The following is a 22,357-nucleotide window of genomic DNA, read 5'->3' on the forward strand; positions in this document are numbered from 1 at the left end:
ATTTCCGCAAGTTACCAGGCGCTGATGCGCATTGACGTCGCCGGATTTACGTAGCTAGATAAAAGGTGATGTTATGCTCGGAAACTGTGGGTGTAGATGTTTACAAAGATGATAAGGGTGTCAGGGTCACATGAACGAACTAATATTCCGCAATGCGAAGTAATATCAGTATGCTTGGCAAACTGCTCGGGGATATGATCAAGGATGCACTAGGAGAGAACATCCTCGATCGGGTGGAGACCATCCGCAAACTCTCAAAGTCGTCCCGCGCGGGAAAATGACACTCATCGCAAGGAGCTGCTGACGACGCTGCAAAATCTGTCAAACGACGAGCTGCTGCCCGTGGCGCGCGCGTTCAGCCAGTTTCTCAACCTCACCAACGTCGCCGAGCAGTACCAGACCATTTCCCGCAGCGGCGAGGGTGCCAACCATCCTGAGCTGTTGAAGCGCACCTTTGAGCGCCTGAAACAGCAGCCGGACGTCAGCGAAAGCGCCATTTGCGAGGCGATCGAGTCGCTGTCGCTAGAGCTGGTGCTGACCGCGCAACCGACCGAAATCACCCGCCGCACCCTGATCCATAAGCTGGTCAAGGTTAACAGCTGCCTGAAGCAGCTCGACCACAGCGGCGTCTCCGACTACGAGCGCAACCAGATTTTGCGCCGCCTGCGTAAGCTGGTGGCGCAGGCGTGGCACACCGACAAAATCCGTAAATATCGCCCGACGCCGATCGACGAAGCCAAATGGGGCTTCGCGGTAGTGGAAAACAGCCTGTGGGAAGGCGTGCCCGCCTTTCTGCGCGAGCTGAACGAACAGGTGGAAGCGGCGTTCGGCATTACGCTGCCGGTCGACTTTATACCGGTGATATTTACCTCCTGGATGGGAGGCGATCGCGACGGCAACCCGAACGTGACCGCCACTATCACGCGCCATGCGATGCAGCTCAGCCGCTGGAAGGCCGCCGATCTCTTTCTGCGCAATATCGGCGTGCTGATCTCCGAGCTGTCGATGTCGGAATGCAGCGACGAAGTGCGCGAGCTGTGCGGCGATCCAGAGGCGATCGAGCCTTACCGCATGATTCTGAAGCGCATGCGCAGCCAGCTTCTCACTACCCAGGCTTGGCTTGAGCGCCGCCTGAAGGGCGAGCAGCTGCCGCGCCCGGCAGACCTGCTGGTCTCAACAATCAGCTCTGGACGCCGCTCTACGCCATTTATCAGTCGCTGCAGCAGTGCAATGTGGGCATTATTGCCAACGGCCAGCTGCTGGATACGCTGCGCCGCGTGAAGTGCTTCGGCGTGCCGCTGGTGCGCATCGACCTGCGTCAGGAGAGCACGCGCCATACCGAGGCGATCGCCGAGGTGACGCGCTATCTCGGCCTGGGCGACTACGAAAGCTATTCGGAAACCGACAAGCAGGCGTTCCTAGTGCGCGAGCTGAACTCCAAGCGCCCGCTGCTGCCGTGCAACTGGACGCCGAGTGACGAGACGCGCGAGGTGCTCGAAACCTGCCGCGTCGCCGCCGAAGCGCCGCAAGGTTCGATTGCCACCTACGTTATCTCGATGGCGAAAACCCCGTCCGACGTGCTGGCCGTGCACCTGCTGCTAAAAGAGGCGGGCATCACCTTCTCCATGCCGGTGGCGCCGCTGTTCGAAACCCTCGACGATCTCAACAACGCCAACGACGTGATGAGCCAGCTGCTGAGCATCGACTGGTATCGCGGCTTTATCCAGGGCAAGCAGATGGTGATGATCGGCTACTCCGACTCGGCGAAAGACGCCGGCGTGATGGCCACCAGCTGGGCGCAGTATCAGGCGCAGGACGCGCTGATCAAAACCTGCGAAAAAGCCGGCATCGCGCTGACGCTTTTCCACGGGCGCGCCAGCGCATGCGGCGCTGCTGTCGCAGCCGCCGGGCAGCCTGAAGGGCGGCCTGCGCGTCACCGAGCAGGGCGAAATGATCCGCTTTAAATATGGTCTGCCGGAAGTCACCATCGCCAGCCTGTCACTCTACACCGGCGCGATTCTGGAGGCCAACCTGCCGCCGCCGCCGGAGCCGAAGTAGGAGTGGCACAGCATTATGGATCAGCTGTCGGCGCATTCCTGCGCTATGTATCGCGGCTACGTGCGCGAAAATCCCGACTTCGTGCCCTACTTCCGCTCCGCCACGCCGGAGCAGGAGCTGGGCAAACTGCCCCTCGGCTCGCGACCGGCGAAGCGTCGCCCGACCGGCGGCGTCGAATCGCTGCGCGCCATTCCGTGGATCTTTGCCCGGACGCCGACATTAAAGCGGTGCTGACCATCGCCAACGACAAGCATCTGATGGCCGACCAGCCGTGGATCGCCCAGTCAATCGCGCTGCGCAAAGTCTATACCGATCCGCTCAACGTGCTGCAGGCGGAGCTGCTGCAGCGTTCGCGCGAGCAGGAAGCGCGCAGCGAAGAGCCCGATCCGCGCGTCGAACAGGAGTTGATGGTTACCATCGCTGGCGTCGCGGCCGGCATACGCAACACCGGCTAACCTCGCCTCAGATCGGGCAGACCACTGCCCGGCTCTCTTCTGCGCCCAGCGCGCGATTCGCCTGCGGACGTTATATCCGCCCGCTACTTTGCTCTATTCTTTAGAACCATTCATCAGTCAGATACCTTTTTCAATTACAGGAGTTACCACTATGATGGCGTCAGGAATCTCTCGCATCTGAATGCGGACCGGCATGTTGCTCGGCGCCGCACTGCTGGTGCTTAACCTCGCTGCGTGCGGGGACAAAGAAGGCGAGCAGCGCAAAGTCTTTATCGACTTCTTGCAAAATACCGTGATGCGCAGCGGCGAGCATCTGCCAAGCCTGAACGAAAATCAGAAGCAGAACTTTGGTAAATTTGCCGGCGACCACGCCATTCTGTACGGCTTTTCCCAGCAGGTGAACAAGGCGGTGGAACAGGTTATGCGTCCGGAGGTGGACAGGCTGTCGGCTATCCGCGTGCCGCAGGATTATCTGACGCGCCGCGCCAGGCGAACGGCGCACTGGTCATCGTGACGCAGCAGCTGGAGAGCGCTAAAATGCAGGCGAAAAGCAAAAAAGCCGCACTGGAGCAGGAAGATGATCTGAAAAAAGTCTATGACGGCGTCTACGATAAGGTCGTCACGCAGCCGGCAAATCAGCTGGTGCCGAAGCTAAGCCAAGTCGCGGTACAGGCGGGCGACTTCCTTGAATAGCAGGGCCCTCACGTCAGCTTCAAAAACGACGCCGTGCCTGCCTTTCTCTTCTTCCTTTCAGAATTTCCTCAGGCCACCGCACAGCGGGGTGTGATATGCCGCATTTTTGCCCCCAAATTGTTTGCTATCATGATTGCATATATTAAACAAACCGCCCAGGCAAAAGAGTGATATTTATCACAAACTCAGTCTAGTTGCGGTGAAAAAGCAGTAAAACGCTGTTTTTAAAGCCCTTTTTTGTTATCTTACTCACTAAAATATCCCCCGACCCCGCCCTGAATAGGTAATCCAGATCACACTTAGTCCGACCGCTACGCAGCGTCATATTCGCGTGCTAGAGTCCGCGTGCATACAGTAATAGCCACGGGGCTCCCCGCCGTGCTGGCTTAACAAAAACAAACGCGCTCTCTTATATTGCGGCGCATCTCAGGTATCATCACTGCGCTGTTTATTCCAACCGGCTGGATCCCGAACGCCACGCTGGCAAAGCTGGTGGGTCCGATGATTTCCTACCTGCTGCCGCTGACCTCGATCTTTGTCGAACCGGCGAAAATCCTGTTCCTCAATAAGCCATTAGCCACGGCATCTTCTCGCCGCTGGGTATTCAGCAGGCTGAGCGAAGCAGGCAAGTCCATTTTCTTCCTGATTGAAGCCAACCCAGGCTCAGGCATGGGCGTGCTGGTGGCCTATATGATGTTCGGCCGCGGCAGCGCCAGGCAGTCTGCGGGCGGCGCAGCGATCATCCACTTTCTCGGCGGCATCCACGAAATCTACTTCCCGTACGTGCTGATGGCGCCGCGCCTGCTGCTGGCGGTGATTCTGGGCGGCATGACCGGCGTCTTCCCCCTGACGCTGCTCAACGGCGGTCTGGTATCTCCCGCGTCGCCCGACTCAATCCTGGCGGTGCTGGCGATGACGCCGAAAGGCGCCTATTTCGCTAATATCTCGGCGATCTTCGCAGCCTTTGCGGTCTCTTTCGTGGTCTCTTCTATCTGCTGAAAACCAGCAAGGTGAAAGAGGATGATGATATTGAAGCGGCGACCCATCGCATGCAGGATATGAAAGCGCAGTCCAAAGGCCAAGCCGTAGCGGACGCGCCAGTCGTCGCCGACGCCAACAGCATTGACGTGCACCACGTGCGTAAAATTATCGTCCCTGCGACGCTGGTATGGGCTCCAGCGTGATGGGCGCGGGCGTGCTGCGTAAAAAGGTGCAGGACGCCGGTCTGACTAACGTCTCTGTCATCAACAGCGCGATTAACTCGCCGCCGGGCGACGTCGATCTGGTAATCACCCACAGCGACCAGACCGAACGCGCGATGCGCCAGGCGCCGCAGGCGCAGCATATTTCGCTGAACAACTTCCTCGACAGCGCGCTCTACAGCAACCTGACTGACCGTCTGTCTGATGGCGGTGAACCGCAGCGAAGCGCACTGCGAAACGGTGCAGAGCGTGCTGGCGGACAGTTACGACACCAGCAATGCGCACCTGTTTAAGCTGGGCGCGGACAATGTGTTCCTCGGCCTGAGCGCCAGCAACAAAGAGCAGGCAATCCGCTTCGCTGGCGAGCAGCTGGTGAAAGGCGGCTACGTGCAGCCGGAATACTTTGACACGATGCTGGCGCGTGAAGCGCTGACGGCAACCTATCTGGGCGAATCGATCGCTGTGCCGCACGGCACGCTGGAAGCGAAAGATCGCGTATTGAAAACCGGCGTGGTCTTCTGTCAGTATCCGCAAGGCGTGTTGTTCGGCGAGGATGCGGATGACGTGGCGCGTCTGGTTATCGGTATCGCGGCGCGCAGCAACGAGCACATCCAGGTGATCACCAGCCTGACCAACGCGCTGGACGACGAGAGCGTGATTGAGAAGCTGGCGCATACCACCAACGTGCAGGAAGTGCTGGATCTGCTGTCAGGCAGCACGGCGACCGCCTAAACGTTCTGCATGAATGTCCTTGGGGCGGACATGCCTGCCCCATCGTCATTTGAGTTGGGGATCAGGCGGCCGCCTGATCCTCGCTGCGCTGGCCGACGGCCGTTAATACCTGCTGCGCCAGCGCATCCAGCAGTTCATAGCGGCGGCGATACTCCGCACGCTTTTTGCTGGCGATCGCCTCCAGCGGCTTACGCGGCATGCTGAACGGCAGCTGGAACAGCCTATCCTCACGCGCCACGCCGCCAAGCGACGCCCAAAACTCGCTGTAGCTGGCGAAAAAATACTCGCTCTTGCTGTAGCGATAGCGCAGGCTGCGGAACACGTGCGTGCTGTCGCCGACGGCGACGATCTTTTCCACCGCGCACTGCTGCACCAGCATAAACACCACCTCCATCACCAGCCGTTTCGGAAACAGTCCGTGCGCCGCCTTGGTCGCCTCGCGGATCACCTCGTTGGAGACGTGCTTGCGCGGTCCCTGCAGGCCGCCGATCAACAGCGTGCGCCGCCCCTCTTCATTGATCAGTGAAAAAGAGAGCGAGGCGATAACATCGTCCTGATAGCGCAGTACCAGGGTAACTTCGCCCTCGCGGTCGAAGCGGCCGGGACAGGAGAAGAGCGAAAAGCGCTCGCCGTTTTTGCCCTGCAGCGTCGCCAGCAGATTATCGCCCGGGCTTTGCAACAGCTGGCGCAGCGTGCCGTTCGGCAGCGAGGCGATAAGATGATAGTGATCGAGAATCGCCTGCGCGCGCGCCGCCACGCTGATGCCGGCGCGTAAATAGGGGCGATGCGGCTTCACCGGTAATAATCCCTGGACGCTCATCAGCTGGCGTATATCCGGCAGATGCGACAGCTGATTTAAATAACGCAGCGTCGTCACGGGAAACGCCAGCGTTCTCAGGACGAATTTCAGGCGAAAGCTTTTACTCAACCACAGTTTATTCGGGATATACTTCCCGCTGATTAACTGGAAAAACAGCGAAGCCGACGACGCGATGGCCGGCACAGGCGATATTATAATAGACATAATGTTAATTCTCTGACTTGAGAGCTTTTTAGCATACTCGTCCAAAACTCAACGGCGGGTCAATGTCCGAAAAAGTTAAAAGCCAACTGCGCGGACGTTTAGCTGCGGTTTATTTTTTTGCGCTTACGCGATAAAAAAACCGGCGAATCGCTTCGCCGGTTTTCGCTCTCAATAAAGACGAACTTATTTTGCAGAGGCGAAACGCGCTGCTGCTTCGTCCCAGTTCACCACGTTCCAGAACGCCTTGATGTAGTCAGGGCGTTTGTTCTGATACTTTAGGTAATAGGCGTGTTCCCACACGTCCAGGCCCAGAATCGGGTAGCCTGATGCGCTAGAGATCGCTTCGCCCATCAGCGGGTTGTCCTGGTTAGCGGTAGAAACCACGGCCAGCTTGTCGCCTTTTTTCACCAGCCACGCCCAGCCTGAACCAAAGCGGGTTGCGGCGGCTTTCTCAAACTCTTCCTGGAATTTCTCAACGCTGCCAAAATCTTTTTCGATAGCCGCTTTCAGGTCGCCCTGCAGCGTGGTGCCAGTTTTCAGGCCTTTCCAGAACAGGCTGTGGTTAGCGTGACCGCCGGCGTTGTTGCGCAGTACAGTTTTTTTGTCTGCCGGTACCTGATCCAGTTTGGTGATCAGCTCGTCGACCGGTAGGTCAGCGAATTCGGTCCCTTCCAGCACCGCGTTAGCGTTGTTAACGTAGGTCTGGTGATGTTTGGTGTGATGGATTTCCATCGTCTGCTTGTCGAAGTGCGGTTCCAGTGCGTCGTAAGTGTAAGGCAGGGATGGCAGTGAATAACTCATGTTCTTCCTCTCCATTTCATATTCATATTTGGGCAGCGGCGCCCGATGGCGTGCCGCGTAAGCAATCGAACCATTATAGTTAAATTCATGATCCGGAAAAGGGTAATCAATGCCCCATTAACCATAAGGAATTTACAAATTTCTCACAAGCAAACCGTTGTTTTTACACTCTGCCGCTGCTGGCGCGCGGTTTAAGGATCGCCGGTAGCTCATTGAAAATCGTCGGCTCATCGCCATCGAGCGCCGCCAGCAGCCGCTTGCCCGCCAGCGCGCCCATCTCTTCATAGGGCAGCGCTACCGTGGTCAGCGGCGGCGAGCAGACGGCAGAAAGCGGCCCGCCGCCAATGCTGGCGACGGCGAGCTGGCTGGGCACGGCGATGCCCGCCGCATGGCACGCCATCATGGTGCCGCAGGCGACCTCGTCGCTGGTGCAGATCAACACGTCCAGCTCCGGCCAAGTCATACGGATTTTAGGCAGCAGGCTGTGGCCGACGGCGAAAGAGGCCGACAGCGGCGAACTGACGACGCGGTGCGGCGACTGATTCAGCGCCAGCATGCCGCTGTGCCAGCCGTTCAGCAGCTGCCGGAAAATCGTGCTGTTGGTTTGAGTGCAGAGTAGGCCGGGATGGCGATAGCCGCTCTCTACCAGATGCTGCACCAGCAGGCGGATCGCCTTGGCATAGTCCACGCCGATGCTGATGCCGGCCGACTCGCGATGCACCCCGCCGATATCCATCACCGGCAGGCCGGAATGGCTCAGCAGACGATGCACGTCGGCGGTGTTGTCGAAGCTGAAGTGCACGATCGCCGCGGGATTGTAAGAGAGCAGCATCTCAATCAGCTCTCTCTCTTTGGCCGTCGAGTAGTCCGCTTCGGCCAGCATGACGTGATAGCCGCGGGGATTCAGCACCTGCTGCAGAGCTTCTGACACCGCCGCACAGCCAGGCGTCGCAAAGGACGGCACCACCATGGTAATCAGGCGCGACGAAGCGGACGCCAGGTTACGCGCCTGCACGTTGGGCACATAGGCCAGCTCCGCCACGGCCGCTTCGATTTTTTCACGGATGTCCAGCGAGACTTTCTCGGGCATACGCAGCGCGCGCGATGCGGTCATGGTGCTCACCCCTACCAAACGGGCAACATCGGCCAGCGTGCTTTTGCCGGTACTGCGTCGCCGTTTCTCTGCCATGCCTTCTCCTGTCTGCTCTCCTGTTGCGTGTGCGTGTGTTGCGTGTGCGTGCGTTGGACGCAGCTTAAAACCAAATGCGGCGGCATGCAACGCTCGAACCGCTTTTCCGTGATGTCTAATGCCTGAGGTTATCGCGTAAACAGTCAGTCTCCTGGCTTGCCGGCCGCTGTGCAAAGAGCATAGCCAGAAATGTTAGCAATAACACAGAAAATAACATCTTTGTGTTAGAGCTAACTCCGGGGGGGGGGGACAACTTCACAGTAAAACGCCTCAGAGATCGCCCATTATTCAGCCTATTCAGCAACCAACAAGAGCTTGCGATGATCAACCAGTGGCTAAAACCGGACGCCATCTGCGTGGTGGACAGGATGGAAAACTGGCAGGACGCGCTGCGCATCCAGCAAGGAGTGTGCTTCGAAGCGGGAGAGAATGACGCGGTACGGGTGATCGTGATGCTCAGCGCCGTGAACGGCGACGAGCATTTGCAGATGATCGCCGCGCTGGCGGAACTCTTCAGTGATGAATCTCGCCTGCAGCAGCTGCTTTCGGCCACCTCGCCCGCTGCTATTCAGGCAGCTTTAACGCTTAACCAGCAGCGAGTCTCGTCATGAAAAAAGTTTTAATCGTATGCGGCAATGGTTTGGGCAGCAGCTTTATCGTGGAAATGAACGTCAAGAAGATCGTGGCCGAGGTCAGTTATACCGACCTGACCTCCGCGATGTTAGAGCCTGCTGATTTAATTATCAGCGCCAAAGATATTGCTGACCGATTAACCGGCCATCGCGCGCAGGTTTTTAGCCTGACCAACCTGCTGGACGATGCGCAAATCAAAACCATCCTGGCTGAACACCTGTAATTACTCGGGCGAATCCGCCCACAGGGAGTCATTATGATGCAGTTTATTATTAAGGATGTTCTGGGAACACCCGCCATTCTTGTCGGCCTTTTCTCGCTAATCGGTTTGCTTGTGCAAAAGAACCTGTGTCAGACGTTATTTCCGGCACGCTGAAAACCATCATGGGTTTCGTTATTCTGATTGCCGGCGCCAATATTATCGCCGCTATCCTGACGATATTCAGCCAGCTGTTTGAGCACTCTTTCGCCATTCAGGGCGTGGTGCCGAATACCGATGCGATGGCGGCGCTGGCGGGCAAAGCGGTGGGCAAAGGCAGTCCCTCTGTCGAAGAGCTCAAGGTGCCGAAGAGCCTCAACTTCCTGCGCGACTCGTCGGTGGCCATCTCGCTGACCATGATTATCCTGTTTATCGCGCTGGTGCTGATGGCGGGCAAAACCTTTACCGAAACGCAGATTAGCGGCGGCCAGAACTTCCTAGTTTTCGCCATCCTTCAGGCGGGCGTCTATATCATTCTGGCCGGCGTGCGCATAGCGATTGCGGAAATCGTGCCGGCCTTTAAAGGCATTGCCGACAAGCTGGTGCCCAACGCCAGACCAGCGCTGGACTGCCCCACCGTCTTTCCCTTTGCGCCAAACGCGGTGATTATCGGCTTCCTCTCCAGCTTCGCCGCCGGGCTGCTCAGTATGTTTCTCTGCCCGCTGTTTGGACTGAGCGTGATCGTACCCGGCCTGGTGCCGCACTTCTTTTGCGGCGCGACCGCAGGCGTCTACGTCAATATCACCGGCGGACGGCGCGGCGCCGTGCTTCGCCTCCAACACCTTCGGTGACGCGGACTTCGGCATCGTCGGCATCATTCTCGGCCATCTCATCGCATTTTTCTGTTAATCGTGCGAGCGGCGCGCGCCGCTTGCTCAATGAGGCAACCTACATGCGTGCAAAATTTTCACCTTTACTGACATGCATGGATTTAACGCGCTTTCGCGAACAGATCGAAGCCATGAATAAAAGCGCTGCCTTTTATCATGTGGATATTATGGATGGCAGCTACGTGAAGAATATTACCTTGTCGCCCTTCTTTATCGAAAACCTGCGCAAGATAACTGACGTGCCGATTGACGTGCATTTAATGGTCAATCACCCGGAAGATATTATCCCGCTCTGTCTCGATGCGGGTGCCGATATCATCAGCTTTCATCCCGAGACGGCCAGCAACAAAATCTTTCGCCTGCTGGACCAGATAAAGGACGCGGGTCGCCGCTGCGGCGTGGTGTTAAATCCCGCCACGCCCACCGACGCGATTCGCGAATATGCCTATCTGCTCGACAAGGTCACCGTGATGTCGGTGGATCCCGGTTTCGCCGGGCAGCACTTTATTCCCGAGACGCTGGATAAAATCGGCCGGCTGATTGAGATACGCGAGCAGGGAGGCTATCGCTACCTCACCGAGATCGACGGCTCCTGCAACGCGCGCACCTTACAGGCAAATCGCCGCCTCCGGCGTGGAGGTCTTTATTGTCGGCACCTCCAGGCTGTTTAGCAGCTACGACGCGCAGACGCGCCAGTACGATCGCCGCAGCTGGCGCTACGAGCTGGATGAGGCAGGCCACGCGCGCCGCGACGACAGCTTCACCCATCCGCGCTGCGTGCTGAATCTGCTGAAGGCGCACGCCAGCCGCTATACGCCCGAGATGGTGACGCGCCTGTGCGGCACACCGCAGGAGGATTTCCTCGCCGTCTGCCAGCAGTTTGCCAGCACCAGCGTGCGCGACCGCACCGCCACCCTGCTCTATGCGCTGGGCTGGACGCACCACACCAACGGCTTACAGATTATCCGCACTGCCGCCATGATCCAGCTGCTGCTCGGCAATATCGGCATGCCGGGCGGCGGCATCAACGCGCTGCGCGGCCACTCCAACGTGCAGGGCTATACCGATCTCGGCCTGCTGTGGCAGAGCCTGACTGGCTATCTGCCGCTGCTGTCGGAAAAGATCGCCGCGCTGCCGAACCAGGTCAACTACTGGCAAAACACCGACAAGTTTTTCATCAGCCTTATGAAGTGTTTTTATGACGACAATGCCACGCAGGAGAATCAGTGGAGCTACGACTGGCTGCCTAAGTGGGACAAAAGCTACGATTGCATGGCGCAGGCGGAGATGATGGAACAGGGCGCCATCAACGGCTGCCTCGTGCAGAGCTTCAACCTGCTGGCCGCCTTCCCGGATAAAAACAAAGCCTGCCGCGCCCTTTCGCGCCTGAAATATATGGTGGTGATCGATCCGCTCAGCACCGAAACCGCCAGCTTCTGGCAACCGCACGGCGAATTCAACGACGTCGATCCGGCGCAGATCGCCACGGAAGTCTTTCGCCTGCCCTCCTCCTGCTTCGCCGAAGAGGAGGGCTCGGTGGCCAACTCGTCGCGCTGGCTGCAGTGGCACTGGGCCGCTGGGCGAGGCGCTGCACGACGGTCATATTCTCGGAACGCTCTTTTTGCGCCTGCGCGAGCTGTACCGCGAGGAAGGCGGCGTGGCGCCGGAGCCGCTGATGGCGATGCGCTGGGACTACAGCAACCCTGCCGATCCGTCGCCGGAAGAGGTGGCGAAGGAGAGCAACGGCCGGGCGCTGCGCGACGTTTACGACGCCAGCGGCAAGCTACTGCTGAGAAAGGGCCAGCAGCTGCGCTCCTTCGCCGAGCTGCGCAACGACGGCAGCACCGCCAGCGGCTGCTGGATCTACGCCGGCAGCTGGACGCCCGACAGCAACCAGATGGCGCGCCGCGACAACGGCGATCCTTCTGGGCTGGGCGCGGTTTCCGGCTGGGCCTGGGCCTGGCCGGCGAACCGCCGCATTCTCTATAACCGCGCCTCCGCCGACGAGCAGGGCAAAGCCTGGGACCCGAACCGACGCCTGATCGAGTGGGACGGCGCGCGCTGGCAGGGCATCGACGTGCCGGACTATCCGCTGGCGCTGGCACCGCAACAGCAGGCGGGGCCGCTTATTATGCAGCCGGACGGTCTCGGCCATCTCTTTGCGCTGGACAAAATGGCGGACGGCCCCTTTCCTGAGCACTACGAGCCGATGGAAAGCCCGCTCGACGTCAACCCGCTGCATCCGCAGCAGCGCTACAGCCCGGCAGCGCGCCTCTTCGCAGGCGACGCCGCGCAGCTGGGCGAGGCCGCCGACTATCCCTGCGTCGCCACCACCTACTCCATTACCGAGCTGTTCCGCCACTGGACCAAACATGCCCTGCTAAACGCCATCGCGAAGCCCGAGCAGTTTGTCGAGATAGGCATCGAGCTGGCGGCGGAAAAAGGCATCTGGTCGGGCGATAGCGTTCGAGTCACCTTGCGACGCGGCTATATCAAAGCGAAGGCGGTGGTGACACGACGTCTGCCGCGGCTGATGGTCGACGGCAAGCCGATCGATACCGTCGGCATTCCCTGTCTCTGGGGCTTTGAGGTCGCGACGCACAAAGGCTTTCTCACCAATACGCTGACGCCGTCGGTGGGCGACGCCAACTCGCAGACGCCGGAATACAAAGGTTTTTTAGTTAAAGTGAAAAAGGCGTAACGGAGAACGCACATGGCTTATCTCTCCCTGGACATTATTCGTCGCTCCGCAACCAGTTCACTGACGCCCGCGCTGCAGGCGCGCGACCATCAGCGACAGGTCGCCAAGCTGCTCGACGTCACCGCCTGCATCGGCTGCAAGGCGTGCCAGGTCGCCTGCTCGGAGTGGAACGATATCCGCGCCAAGGTCGGCTATAACCTCGGCGTCTACGATAACACGACCGATCTCGACGCCAAAGCCTGGACGGTAATGCGCTTCTCCGAAGTCGAGGAGAACGGCCGCCTGGCGTGGTTAATCCACAAGGATGGCTGCATGCACTGCGCCGATCCGGACTGTCTGAAAGCCTGCCCGTCGGCGGGCGCGATCATGCAGTACGCCAACGGCATTGTCGACTTTCAATCTGAGCACTGCATCGGCTGCGGCTACTGCATCGCCGGCTGTCCCTTCAACGTGCCGCGCATTAACCCGCAGGACAACCGCGCCCACAAGTGCACGCTCTGCGTCGCGTCAGCGTCGGCCAGGAGCCGGCCTGCGTCAAAACCTGTCCAACCGGCGCCATCCACTTCGTCAGCAAAGAGGCGATGCAGCAGCGGGCAGCGGAGCGCGTCGCCGAGCTCAAGGCGCGCGGGTTTGACAACGCCGGCCTCTACGATCCTGCCGGCGTCGGCGGCACCCACGTAATGTACGTGCTGCACCATGCCCACAAGCCGCAGCTCTACCACGGTCTGCCGGAAAATCCCGGTATCAGCCCGGCCGTCACCTTCTGGAAAGGGATCTGGAAACCGCTGGCGGCGATAGGCTTTGCCGCCACCTTTGCCGCGTCGGTGTTTCACTACGTCGGCGTCGGTCCGAACCACGTAGAAGAGACGCGACACAAGGAGGAGGAAGAATGAACAACGGCTGAGCGCATCGTGCGCTATCGCGCGACGGAGCGCATCAACCACTGGATCGTCGCCATCTGCTTTATGCTGGTGGCGCTGAGCGGGCTGGGTTTTCTCTTTCCCGCCTTCAACTGGCTGATGAACGTCTTCGGCACGCCGCAGATGGCGCGCATCCTGCATCCCTTTATCAGCGTGGCGATGTTTGTCGCCTTTACGCTGATGTTTTTCCGCCCCTGGCACACAATCTGGTGAACAAAGTGGATCTGCTGTGGGCGCGCAACATCCACAAAATTGCCCTTAATGAAGAGGTGGGCGATACTGGTCGCTATAATTTTGGCCAGAGGTGTTTATTTTGGGCTGCGGTTATCTGCCTGCTGCTGCTGTTCAGTGGTATCGCGATATGGTGTCCCTGGTTCGCCGGCACCTTCAGCATACCGCTTATCCGAGCGGCGCTGGTGCTGCACTCTGTTTCCGCCGTAGGTCTAATCCTCGTCATTATGGGATGGTCGAAGGCTGGTTGAGCGCCGCCTGGGCGGAGAAACATCCCCCTCGCTGGTATCGCGAGCAGCGCAACCGCTCAACACAACAGGAAAAATGCCCCTAATGAGTATTCGCATTATCCCTCAAGACCAGCTGGAGAAGCGCGAAAAGGCAACTGCGGAAACCATTCCGCCGTTGCTCTTTCCACGGCTGAAGAACCTCTATAGCCGTCGCGCGGCGCGCCTGCGCGATCTGGCCGACAAAAACCCGCTGGGCGACTATCTGCGCTTCGCCGCGAAGATCGCGCAGGCGCAGGAGATCGTGCTGTATGACCATCCGCTGCATCGCGATCTGCGCGATCGGCTGGTGCAGAGCGCCGCCGAGGATAAGCCGCCGCTCGATATCCAGACGCTGCCGCGCGAGGCGCACTGGCAGCAACTGCTGCACTCGCTGATAGCCGAGCTAAAGCCGGAGATGAGCGGCCAAGCGCTGGCGGTGCTGGAAAACCTAGAGAAAACCTCCGCCGGAGAGCTGGAGACGCTGGCCGACGCGCTGCTGGCGAGGGAGTTTGCGCTGGCCAGCAGCGATAAGGCGCCCTTTATCTGGGCGGCTCTCTCCGTCTACTGGGCGCAGATGGCGGCACTGATCCCCGGCAAAGCGCGCGCCGAGTATGGCGAGCATCGCCAGTTCTGCCCGGTCTGCGCCAGCATGCCGGTGGCGAGCGTGGTGCATCTCGGCATGCAGCAGGGCCTGCGCTATCTGCACTGCAACCTGTGCGAGAGCGAATGGTATGTGGCGCGCAGCAAGTGCACCAACTGCGAGCAGACCCGCGATCTGCACTACTGGTCGCTGGACAGCGAGCAGGCGTCGGTAAAAGCGGAGAGCTGCGGCGACTGCGGCACCTACCAGAAGATGCTCTATCAGGAGAGAGATCCGGCGCTAGAGCCGGTCGCGGACGATCTCGCCTCACTGGTGCTGGATGTGCGCATGGAACAGGAAGGCTTTTCGCGCAGCAGCCTGAACCCTTTTCTGTTTCCCGATGAGAGCTGATTAATCCTTTGATGACGGAGAAGCGCGATGAAACTGATTGGTAGCTATACCAGTCCCTTTGTACGGAAGATTTCTGTCATCCTGCTGGAAAAGGGCATTGTGTTTGAGTTTATCAACGATGCGCCTTACAGCCCCGACAGCCACGTCTCGCTCCACAATCCGCTGGGCAAGGTGCCGACGCTGGTTGACGACGAGCAGCACGCCTGTTTCGACTCTTCCATCATCGTGCTGCTGCCGCACGACGCCAGACAAGCGCTGCACGTGCGGCAGGTCGAGCGGGGACGGCATCAGCGACTGAGCCAGCATTATCGTACGCGAGAAGCTGCGCGCCCCCGAGCAGCAGTCCGCAGAGGTGCTGACACACCACCGGGAGAAGATTTTGTTTGGGCTGGATAAGCTGGAGGCGCTCACTGCCAAGGGAAAATGGCTGAACAGCGGCACGCTAAATCTGGCCGATATCGCAGCGGGCTGCATGATCGGCCATATCAACTTTCGCCATGTGGTGCCCAACGGGTGTGTCGACCGCCCGGCCCTGGTGAAGCTGGCGGAGACGCTGTTTCAGCAAGAGAATTTTGCCCGCACGGCGCCGCCGTTAACGGCCTAGCGGCCAGTGACATGCGTTTACTTGTAATGATGCTCAGCGCTGAAGAGAGTGACTGCTATCCTGGAGCTGCAGCATAAAGCTAAACGCGCGGCGCGGAATAACCGTGGCGAATAAGCCGTGAGCCGTGAAAAGAAAAGGCATTTTGCTTTAGCAGTAAGGGAATGATTGATGGTTTAACGCGGGCAAAGCGGCCTCAACGCATAAATATTTCCGGCCCATTGTCAGAAATCATATTAATGATGCGCAGCACCGCTTTATTTGGCTTACTTTCTCCGCGCTCCCATTTAGATACGCTCTCAACAGACATACCGGTTGTTCGCGCCAGAACGGACTGAGATAACTTCCAGTGCTGACGGACCGCCTTAATCTCTTCGCCTGTCATCGGACGGACTTCAGGAATATCTGCGGCTTTGATGCGAAACTCAATAGATTGCAGCGTGTCATCTTTTACTACGACGCCATGCTTGTTATAGCGTTTCACCATAGCGTAAATTTTTTTCAAATCTTCACTCATCGCACTCAACCTCGGACAATTGTTTCTTTTCAAGAAGATATTTTATGCACGCATCATCCGTTGCTATAAAATCCGGCGCAATATGACAAAAAACGTCTGTTTCTGCATCTTCAATCTCTTTGCCTTTCTTTTCTTTTTTGCAAGGCTGCTTTTGGCGTAGAGGTAAAAAAAGTAGAGGTGCTTGCCGTCATTAAAGAAAATGATAGAGCGCGCGCCATCTCTTTCGCTTACCTTCGGCAGGGCAATTCTCCTTTTATAGGTAAATTTCCCCAGCTGATTTCCTCTGAGTCCGCTAAAAACCTTGCGCGCTGTTTTACAAATAATCTTATCTGTAATCCCCAGCCGCCTGCGCTCCTTATCGAAATCAGGCGTCAAATAAACGCCCATATCTGCCTCTGCATCCATGCAACTCGTAGCCATTACTATAGTCTTCCTTACTGGTAGGATCAAATCCGCCGCTCGTCTCCCGGCTGATCAATAATCTGTTTAGCAAGAAGCGGAAGTGCGGGAAAAGAGGCAGGCAAATCTGAACGTAAAAAGGCCGACGAGATGTCGGCCTTTTCTTTATGTTACTTGCTGACGGCTGATTGCCCGCTTACTGCAGTAGCGAAATATCCGCCACCTGCAGGAACAGCGCTCGCAGCTGCGCCAGCAGCGTCAGGCGGTTGATACGCACCTCAGCGTCTTCGGCGTTGACCATCACCTTGTCGAAGAAGTTATCTACCGCCGTGCGCAGCTGCGCCAGTTCGATCAGCGCGTCCTGGTAGCGCCCTTCGGCGAAATAGGGCTGCAGCTTGTCGCCCAGCGCGGTCACGAAGGTCGCCAGCTGGATCTCTTCGTTCTCCTTCAGCAGCGACGCCTGCACGCTCTCATTCAGCATTTCGGTCGACTTCGCCAGAATGTTGGAGACGCGCTTGTTGGCCGCTGTCAGCGCCGCCGCTTCGTCGAGCGTGCGGAAGTGCGACACCGCCTTCATGCGCGCATCGAAATCGGCCGGACGGGTTGGACGACGCGTCAGCACCGCCTGCAGCGTATCGACGCTGTGACCCTCTTCCTGATACCAGCTGCGGAAGCGGCCCAGCATAAAGTCGATCACGTCATCAACCACGTTGACGTTGCTCAGCTTGCTGCCGTACAGGCGCACCGCTTCCTCGGTCAGGGTTTGCAGATCGAGCGGCAGATTCTTCTCGACGATAATACGCAGCACGCCCAGCGCGGCGCGACGCAGCGCAAAGGGATCTTTGTCGCCCTTCGGATGCTGGCCGATGCCGAAAATGCCCGCCAGCGTGTCCATTTTGTCGGCGATCGCCAGCGCGCACGCTACCGGGTTAGAGGGCAGATCGTCGCCGGCGTAGCGCGGCTGATACTGCTCGTTAAGCGCCACCGCCACATCTTCGGCTTCGCCGTCGTGGCGCGCGTAGTGCATGCCCATGACGCCCTGGGTGTCGGTAAACTCAAAAACCATGTTGGTCATCAGGTCGCACTTGGACAGCAGGCCGGCACGCGTGGCGTGATTCACATCCGCGCCGATTTGCGCGGCGATCCAGCTCGCCAGCGCCTGAATGCGGTCGGTTTTATCGCGAAGCGAGCCAAGCTCTTTCTGGAACAGCACGGTTTCGAGGCGCGGCAGATGATCTTCCAGGCGCTTTTTGCGGTCGGTGTTGAAGAAGAATTCGGCATCCGCCAGACGCGGGCGCACCACTTTCTCGTTGCCGGAAATAATCTGCTGCGGATCGCTTGACTCGATATTGGTAACGAAGATGAAGTTCGGCAGCAGCTTGCCCGCGTTGTCATAAACCGGGAAATATTTCTGGTCGCCCTTCATGGTGTAGACCAGCGCTTCCGCCGGTACCTTGAGGAACTTCTCTTCAAAGGTCGCCGTCAGCACCACCGGCCACTCCACCAGCGAGGTGACCTCTTCCAGCAGGCTGTCGCTCAGATCGGCGTTGCCGCCCAGCTGGCGCGCCGCCGTTTCGGCGTCGGCCTTGATCTGCGCCTTGCGCCTGGCGTAGTCGGCAATGACCTTGCCGCGCGTTTCCAGAATATCGGGATAGTGATCGGCGCTGTGGATGGTGAACTCCGGCTCGCCGATAAAGCGGTGGCCGCGCAAGATGCGGTCTGACTTGATGCCCAGAATAGTCGCCGGGATCAGCTCGTCGCCCAGCAGCAGCGTCACGGTATGCACCGGACGCACGAACTGTACGTCGCTGGCGCCCCAGCGCATCAGTTTCGGGATCGGCAGCTTGCCGAGCGCGGCGGCGATCATGCCAGGCAGCAGCGCTTGGGCGATTTCGCCCTTGACCTGCGCGCGGTAAACCAGCCATTCGCCTTTATCAGTGCTCAGGCGCTCCGCCTGGTCGACGGTAATGCCGTTGCCGCGCGCCCAGCCTTCTGCCGCTTTGGTCGGCTTGCCGTCGGCGTCAAAGGCAGCGGCAACGGCCGGACCGCGTTTATCGACTTCACGATCGGGCTGCGCGGCGCTCAGACGTGCGATTTTCAGCGCCAGACGGCGCGTCGTGGCGTACCAGCGCACCTCGCCGTGCGCCAGGCCGGTGGCGTCCAGCTCGGCTGTGACGTGCGCAGCGAAGGATTCAGCCAGGCTGCGCAGGGCTTTTGGCGGCAGCTCTTCGGTGCCGATTTCCACCAGAAACGTTTTTTCAGTCATGGCTGCCTCTTCTCTTACTTGTTGCTATTGCACATCGGGAAGCCCAGCGCCTCGCGAGAGGCGTAGTAGGCTTCAGCCACGGCTTTGGTCAGGGTGCGGATGCGCAAGATATAGCGCTGGCGCTCGGTCACGGAGATCACCTTGCGCGCGTCCAGCAGGTTGAAGCTGTGCGCGGCTTTAAGGATGCGCTCATAGGCAGGCAGCGGCAGCGGTTTTTCCAACGCCAGCAGCTTCTGCGCCTCTTTTTCATACTGCTCGAAGCAGGTGAAGAGGAAATCAACGTCGGCGTATTCGAAGTTGTAGGTAGACTGCTCGACTTCGTTCTGGTGGAACACGTCGCCGTAGGTGGTTTTACCCAGCGGGCCGTCGCTCCAGACTAGATCGTAGACACTGTCGACGCTCTGGATATACATCGCCAGACGCTCAAGGCCGTAGGTGATCTCGCCGGTGACCGGCTTGCACTCCAGGCAGCCCACCTGCTGGAAGTAGGTGAACTGCGTCACTTCCATGCCGTTGAGCCACACTTCCCAGCCGAGGCCCCACGCGCCCAGCGTCGGGTTTTCCCAGTTATCTTCAACGAAGCGAATGTCATGCACGGTGGGATCGATACCCAGCGCCTTCAGAGATCCGAGATACAGCTCCTGAATATTGTCCGGCGACGGCTTGATGATCACCTGGAACTGGTAGTAGTGCTGTAAGCGGTTCGGGTTTTCGCCGTAGCGGCCGTCGGTCGGACGGCGCGAAGGCTGTACATAGGCTGCGGCAATCGGCTCAGGTCCGAGTGCGCGTAGACAGGTCATAGGGTGTGAAGTACCAGCGCCCACTTCCATGTCTAGCGGCTGAACGATGGTGCAGCCATGACGCGCCCAGTAATCCTGCAATGTCAGGATCAGGCCCTGAAAGGTTTTGGTATCAAACTTTTGCATGATGATTTCGCACGCGAGTCGGGTGGATGAAAAAATAGTTCGCCAGTATACTCTTTGACCGCGCAATATGCAGCCGGAAATTCTGTGGGGCGTCACTGTAGTGCAGACGGCTCCAAATCGTGCTGACAGAGGTTGTTGCTCGCATCGCGACTGACTCCCCTTCTTCGCACCAACGTGATGCGCGTGAGGGCCAGATGGCGCAAAAGATTTGCTGGATACAATTTACGCGCGGTCTCCTGTCTGATGGTGATCGTAATTCATACCACTACCTGGTATATCACCGGGCCGATGGTGGTGACCGGGCACTGGTGGGATATCGCCAACCTGCTTAATTTGGCGTCGCGCGTCTGCGTGCCGCTGTTTTTTATGATTTCCGGCTACCTGTTCTTCGGCGAGCGCAGCGCGCAGCCGAGCCATCTGGCGCGTCTGGTGCTATGCCTGCTGTTCTACAGCGCGGTGGCGCTGGCCTATATCACCTGGCTGACGCCCATCAGCGAAGAGCGATCGCTGCTGAAAATGCTGCAAAAACCGGTCTTCTATTATGGTTTTTCTTCGCGCTGATCGGCATCTACCTGCTGTCGCCGCTGATCCAGGTCAAGCAGGTGCAGGCGCACTACTTGGCACTGCTGGTGCTGGCGGTGCTGGCGAATCCGAATACGGTGGATCAGGCGGTCGGGCCGTTTCACTGGCTGCCGGTGAATCTCTATGTCAGCGGCGACAGCATCTACTATCTGCTTTACGCCCTGCTGGGTCGCGCCATCGGCACTATGGATACCGCTGGCGGCGGGGCTATTCGCCGCCTGCGTAGTGGGCATTACGCTCGGCACCAGGCAGGCGCTGATCGTTAACAGCGCGTTCAACGACCGCTGGTATCTATACTGCGGCCCGCTGGTGTTTATCGCCGCCATAAGCCTGCTGGTGCTGTTTAAAAACACTTTGAACCGGCGGACGCTACCGGTGCTCGGCACGCTAGCCCGCTATTCGCAGCCGATCTACGGCTTCCACGCGCTGTTTATTCACTTCCTGCGCACGCGCCACTATGACGATATGTCACAGCCGCTACTCGATCTGCCCTAGATATTTGGCGCGACGCTGGCGGGCAGCCTGCTGCTGGCGATGGCCCTCAGACGCCTCGATAAACATCACTGGGTCAGCTGATCGCGCCAGCGATCGCGCGCGCGGCGCAGCTGCCGCGCCGAGGAGAAGCCCGCCGCCAGCGCGGCCTTTTCCGCCCCTTCGCCCTGCTGCTCACGCTGTCGGGCGATGCCCAGCCGCAGCTGCTCATGATATTCGCGCACGCTGATTCCCAGGTGCTGTCGAAACAGGCGCGCCAGATGACGGCCGCTGACGTGCGCGTGCGCGGCGAGCGAGATCGGCGAGCGGCCAGCTGCGTTTGGGATGGGCGATCATCGCGTCCTGCACGCGATGGATCGCCGGATGAAGATGGTTGCGATAGCGCAGCCAAGGCGACAGCTGCGGATCGTCGCCGGAGCGGCGGAACCATACCACCATTTCGCGCGCCACCTCCAGCGCCGTCTGCGCGCCGCACAGCCGACCGATCAGGTGCAGCGAAAGATCGATGCCGGCGGTAATGCCGGCGCTGGTCCAGATATTATCGTCATCGACAAACACGCGGTTCGCTTTTACCAGCGCGGCGGGCGCGGCCGCCTTCAGGCGCGACAGCACGTGGTGATGGGGGGTGCACTGGACGCCGTTGAGCAAGCCCGCCTGCGCCGCCAGCAGAGCGTCGGAGCAGACGCAGATCAGGGTCAGCTGCCGCGTATGCAGCTGCGGCTGCAGCCCGGTCAGCCAGCTCCGCTTGCGGGGTGCTGAACCAGACGGCGGAGTCGCATACGCCCGGCACCACCAGCAGGCTGCCGAGCAGCAGGCTCGCCGGCAGCGGCGCAATGTCGGCGTTAGTCATCTGCGTTGAGCTCATCAACGACGCCTGCAGGCCGATATAACGCAGCGCGAAGCGATCGCCAGCCAGCCACCAGCGCTTCCGCTGGGCCGGTCAGATCCAGCGCCATCACGCCTCCACGCTCAACAGCTCGGCAAACCGGTTAACCAGCACGGTTTCGGTGCGGTGAATCAGCTCTGCACAGCTGAGGGTAATGCCGTCGTGCGTCATCGGGAAGATCCGCGTCGCTTCGCTGACAAACAGTACCTTAAAACCGAGATCGGACGCCACGCTTGCGGTGGTTTCGCAGCACTGTTCGGTGCGGATTCCGCTGATAATCAGCGTATCGATCTCGCGCGCCTGCAGCCAGGGCAGCTGGCCCGATTCGGTCAGGGCGTTGTGCACCCGTTTCTGTACGCTGAAGGTCGCCTGATGCTGCAAAAAATCTATCCGCTTAACCCAGCCGGACGCCAGTGAGAAAGGCCCCTGCGGCGCAACGTGAAACACATCCACTACCGGAATGCCCTTGCCCTCGCAGCCTTCGATCAGCGCGCTGATGCTGCGCTGGAAGGCGGGAAAATCTGTCTCACGCCAGAAATCGCGGTGCAGAAAGGACTGCTGAACGTCAATCACTAACAGGGCCGCCTGTGCCATTATTATGTCTCCTGATAAGGTAAGTTCAGGCCCATAATGACGGGGCCTGAGGCTTTGACAGAAGGCCAGAACGGGACAAGAGAGTGACAGGGCGGGACAGCTTTAC

The 22,357-nt window shown here is 59.1% G+C and carries 13 protein-coding genes and 10 pseudogenes; 14 read left to right on the forward strand and 9 right to left on the reverse strand.

What is annotated here, in order from left to right; all coding sequences use genetic code 11:
• Positions 1–152 precede the first annotated feature (152 nt).
• From ppc to EIO60_RS15530, 3 pseudogenes are all read left to right on the forward strand, one after another.
• Positions 153–2,513: pseudogene (gene ppc / locus EIO60_RS17330) on the forward strand (phosphoenolpyruvate carboxylase).
• Positions 2,514–2,694: 181 nt separating this feature from the next.
• A pseudogene (locus EIO60_RS15525) lies at positions 2,695–3,203 on the forward strand (DUF3053 family protein); the annotation flags it as partial.
• 432 nt (positions 3,204–3,635) lie between these two features.
• Positions 3,636–5,140 (forward strand): annotated as a pseudogene (locus EIO60_RS15530) (PTS mannitol transporter subunit IICBA); the annotation flags it as partial.
• 61 nt (positions 5,141–5,201) lie between these two features.
• On the opposite strand, the gene EIO60_RS15535 reads toward EIO60_RS15530, so the two are convergent.
• The 3 genes from EIO60_RS15535 to EIO60_RS15545 form a co-directional block, all read right to left on the reverse strand.
• Positions 5,202–6,164: a VirK/YbjX family protein gene (locus EIO60_RS15535; RefSeq protein WP_258577336.1), complete on the reverse strand. Its 963-nt coding sequence runs from the start codon at positions 6,162–6,164 to the stop codon at positions 5,202–5,204.
• Between the two features lie 183 nt (positions 6,165–6,347).
• The gene (sodA, locus tag EIO60_RS15540) at positions 6,348–6,965 is read right to left on the reverse strand and encodes a superoxide dismutase [Mn] (protein WP_258577337.1); all 618 of its coding nucleotides are present in this window, start codon (positions 6,963–6,965) and stop codon (positions 6,348–6,350) included.
• Between the two features lie 163 nt (positions 6,966–7,128).
• The gene (locus EIO60_RS15545; protein WP_258577338.1) at positions 7,129–8,154 is read right to left on the reverse strand and encodes a LacI family DNA-binding transcriptional regulator; all 1,026 of its coding nucleotides are present in this window, start codon (positions 8,152–8,154) and stop codon (positions 7,129–7,131) included.
• Between the two features lie 320 nt (positions 8,155–8,474).
• Here EIO60_RS15545 and EIO60_RS15550 point away from each other — a divergent pair, with 320 nt between their 5' ends.
• The 10 genes and pseudogenes from EIO60_RS15550 to EIO60_RS15595 all read left to right on the forward strand — a co-directional run bounded on the left by EIO60_RS15550 (position 8,475) and on the right by EIO60_RS15595 (position 15,592).
• Complete coding sequence (locus EIO60_RS15550; RefSeq protein ID WP_258577339.1) at positions 8,475–8,765, forward strand: PTS sugar transporter subunit IIA; 291 nt, start codon at positions 8,475–8,477, stop codon at positions 8,763–8,765.
• A complete protein-coding gene (locus EIO60_RS15555; protein WP_258577340.1) occupies positions 8,762–9,010 on the forward strand; it encodes a PTS sugar transporter subunit IIB in 249 nt (82 codons plus the stop codon). The genes EIO60_RS15550 and EIO60_RS15555 overlap by 4 nt, the downstream gene beginning before the upstream one ends.
• A 33-nt stretch (positions 9,011–9,043) precedes the next feature.
• A pseudogene (locus EIO60_RS15560) lies at positions 9,044–9,895 on the forward strand (PTS transporter subunit IIC).
• A gap of 43 nt (positions 9,896–9,938) precedes the next feature.
• A pseudogene (gene alsE, locus EIO60_RS15565) lies at positions 9,939–10,581 on the forward strand (D-allulose 6-phosphate 3-epimerase); the annotation flags it as partial.
• A gap of 117 nt (positions 10,582–10,698) precedes the next feature.
• Positions 10,699–11,865: a molybdopterin-dependent oxidoreductase gene (locus tag EIO60_RS15570; RefSeq protein ID WP_258577379.1), complete on the forward strand. Its 1,167-nt coding sequence runs from the start codon at positions 10,699–10,701 to the stop codon at positions 11,863–11,865.
• Positions 11,774–12,577, forward strand: coding sequence for a molybdopterin dinucleotide binding domain-containing protein (locus tag EIO60_RS15575; RefSeq protein WP_258577341.1), 804 nt, complete (start codon positions 11,774–11,776; stop codon positions 12,575–12,577). Before EIO60_RS15570 ends, EIO60_RS15575 begins: the two co-directional genes overlap by 92 nt.
• A 12-nt stretch (positions 12,578–12,589) precedes the next feature.
• Positions 12,590–13,470 (forward strand): annotated as a pseudogene (fdxH, locus tag EIO60_RS15580) (formate dehydrogenase subunit beta).
• A 72-nt stretch (positions 13,471–13,542) separates the two neighbouring features.
• Positions 13,543–14,062: pseudogene (locus EIO60_RS15585) on the forward strand (cytochrome b family protein).
• Entirely contained in the window at positions 14,062–14,988 is a 927-nt protein-coding gene (gene fdhE, locus EIO60_RS15590; protein WP_258577342.1) for a formate dehydrogenase accessory protein FdhE, read from the forward strand. Before EIO60_RS15585 ends, fdhE begins: the two are co-directional and overlap by 1 nt.
• Positions 14,989–15,015: 27 nt before the next feature.
• Positions 15,016–15,592 (forward strand): annotated as a pseudogene (locus EIO60_RS15595) (glutathione S-transferase).
• A 193-nt stretch (positions 15,593–15,785) separates the two neighbouring features.
• Here the strand turns inward: EIO60_RS15595 and EIO60_RS15600 are convergent.
• From EIO60_RS15600 to glyQ, 4 genes are all read right to left on the reverse strand, one after another.
• Complete coding sequence (locus EIO60_RS15600) at positions 15,786–16,106, reverse strand: helix-turn-helix domain-containing protein (RefSeq protein WP_258577343.1); 321 nt, start codon at positions 16,104–16,106, stop codon at positions 15,786–15,788.
• Between the two features lie 63 nt (positions 16,107–16,169).
• Positions 16,170–16,511 (reverse strand): type II toxin-antitoxin system RelE/ParE family toxin, encoded by a 342-nt coding sequence (locus EIO60_RS15605; protein ID WP_258577344.1) that lies wholly within the window; start codon positions 16,509–16,511, stop codon positions 16,170–16,172.
• Positions 16,512–16,701: 190 nt separating this feature from the next.
• Positions 16,702–18,771 (reverse strand): glycine--tRNA ligase subunit beta, encoded by a 2,070-nt coding sequence (glyS, locus tag EIO60_RS15610; protein WP_258577345.1) that lies wholly within the window; start codon positions 18,769–18,771, stop codon positions 16,702–16,704.
• Between the two features lie 14 nt (positions 18,772–18,785).
• Positions 18,786–19,697, reverse strand: a complete 912-nt coding sequence (glyQ, locus tag EIO60_RS15615) for a glycine--tRNA ligase subunit alpha (RefSeq protein WP_258577346.1) — start codon at positions 19,695–19,697, stop codon at positions 18,786–18,788.
• A 194-nt stretch (positions 19,698–19,891) separates the two neighbouring features.
• Between glyQ and EIO60_RS15620 the strand changes: the two are divergent.
• Positions 19,892–20,855 (forward strand): annotated as a pseudogene (locus EIO60_RS15620) (acyltransferase).
• Here EIO60_RS15620 and EIO60_RS15625 read toward each other — a convergent pair.
• A pseudogene (locus tag EIO60_RS15625) lies at positions 20,840–21,727 on the reverse strand (helix-turn-helix domain-containing protein). The pseudogenes EIO60_RS15620 and EIO60_RS15625 sit on opposite strands and share 16 nt — an antisense overlap.
• Positions 21,727–22,251, reverse strand: coding sequence for an isochorismatase family protein (locus EIO60_RS15630; protein WP_258577347.1), 525 nt, complete (start codon positions 22,249–22,251; stop codon positions 21,727–21,729). Before EIO60_RS15630 ends, EIO60_RS15625 begins: the two are co-directional and overlap by 1 nt.
• Positions 22,252–22,357: the final 106 nt, after the last annotated feature.

Origin of the sequence: Candidatus Pantoea persica (genome assembly GCF_013753875.1) — a bacterium.
GTDB classification, from domain to species: Bacteria; Pseudomonadota; Gammaproteobacteria; order Enterobacterales; family Enterobacteriaceae; genus Pantoea; species Pantoea persica.

Coding starts and splice junctions, on each gene's coding strand:
- EIO60_RS15535 (WP_258577336.1), bottom strand. CDS start 6,164: ATGTCTATTATAATATCGCCTGTGCCGGCCATCGCGTCGTCGGCTTCG.
- EIO60_RS15575 (WP_258577341.1), top strand. CDS start 11,774: ATGGCGCGCCGCGACAACGGCGATCCTTCTGGGCTGGGCGCGGTTTCC.
- EIO60_RS15550 (WP_258577339.1), top strand. CDS start 8,475: ATGATCAACCAGTGGCTAAAACCGGACGCCATCTGCGTGGTGGACAGG.
- EIO60_RS15630 (WP_258577347.1), bottom strand. CDS start 22,251: ATGGCACAGGCGGCCCTGTTAGTGATTGACGTTCAGCAGTCCTTTCTG.
- sodA (WP_258577337.1), bottom strand. CDS start 6,965: ATGAGTTATTCACTGCCATCCCTGCCTTACACTTACGACGCACTGGAA.
- EIO60_RS15605 (WP_258577344.1), bottom strand. CDS start 16,511: ATGGATGCAGAGGCAGATATGGGCGTTTATTTGACGCCTGATTTCGAT.
- glyS (WP_258577345.1), bottom strand. CDS start 18,771: ATGACTGAAAAAACGTTTCTGGTGGAAATCGGCACCGAAGAGCTGCCG.
- glyQ (WP_258577346.1), bottom strand. CDS start 19,697: ATGCAAAAGTTTGATACCAAAACCTTTCAGGGCCTGATCCTGACATTG.
- EIO60_RS15545 (WP_258577338.1), bottom strand. CDS start 8,154: ATGGCAGAGAAACGGCGACGCAGTACCGGCAAAAGCACGCTGGCCGAT.
- fdhE (WP_258577342.1), top strand. CDS start 14,062: ATGAGTATTCGCATTATCCCTCAAGACCAGCTGGAGAAGCGCGAAAAG.
- EIO60_RS15555 (WP_258577340.1), top strand. CDS start 8,762: ATGAAAAAAGTTTTAATCGTATGCGGCAATGGTTTGGGCAGCAGCTTT.
- EIO60_RS15600 (WP_258577343.1), bottom strand. CDS start 16,106: ATGAGTGAAGATTTGAAAAAAATTTACGCTATGGTGAAACGCTATAAC.
- EIO60_RS15570 (WP_258577379.1), top strand. CDS start 10,699: ATGGTGACGCGCCTGTGCGGCACACCGCAGGAGGATTTCCTCGCCGTC.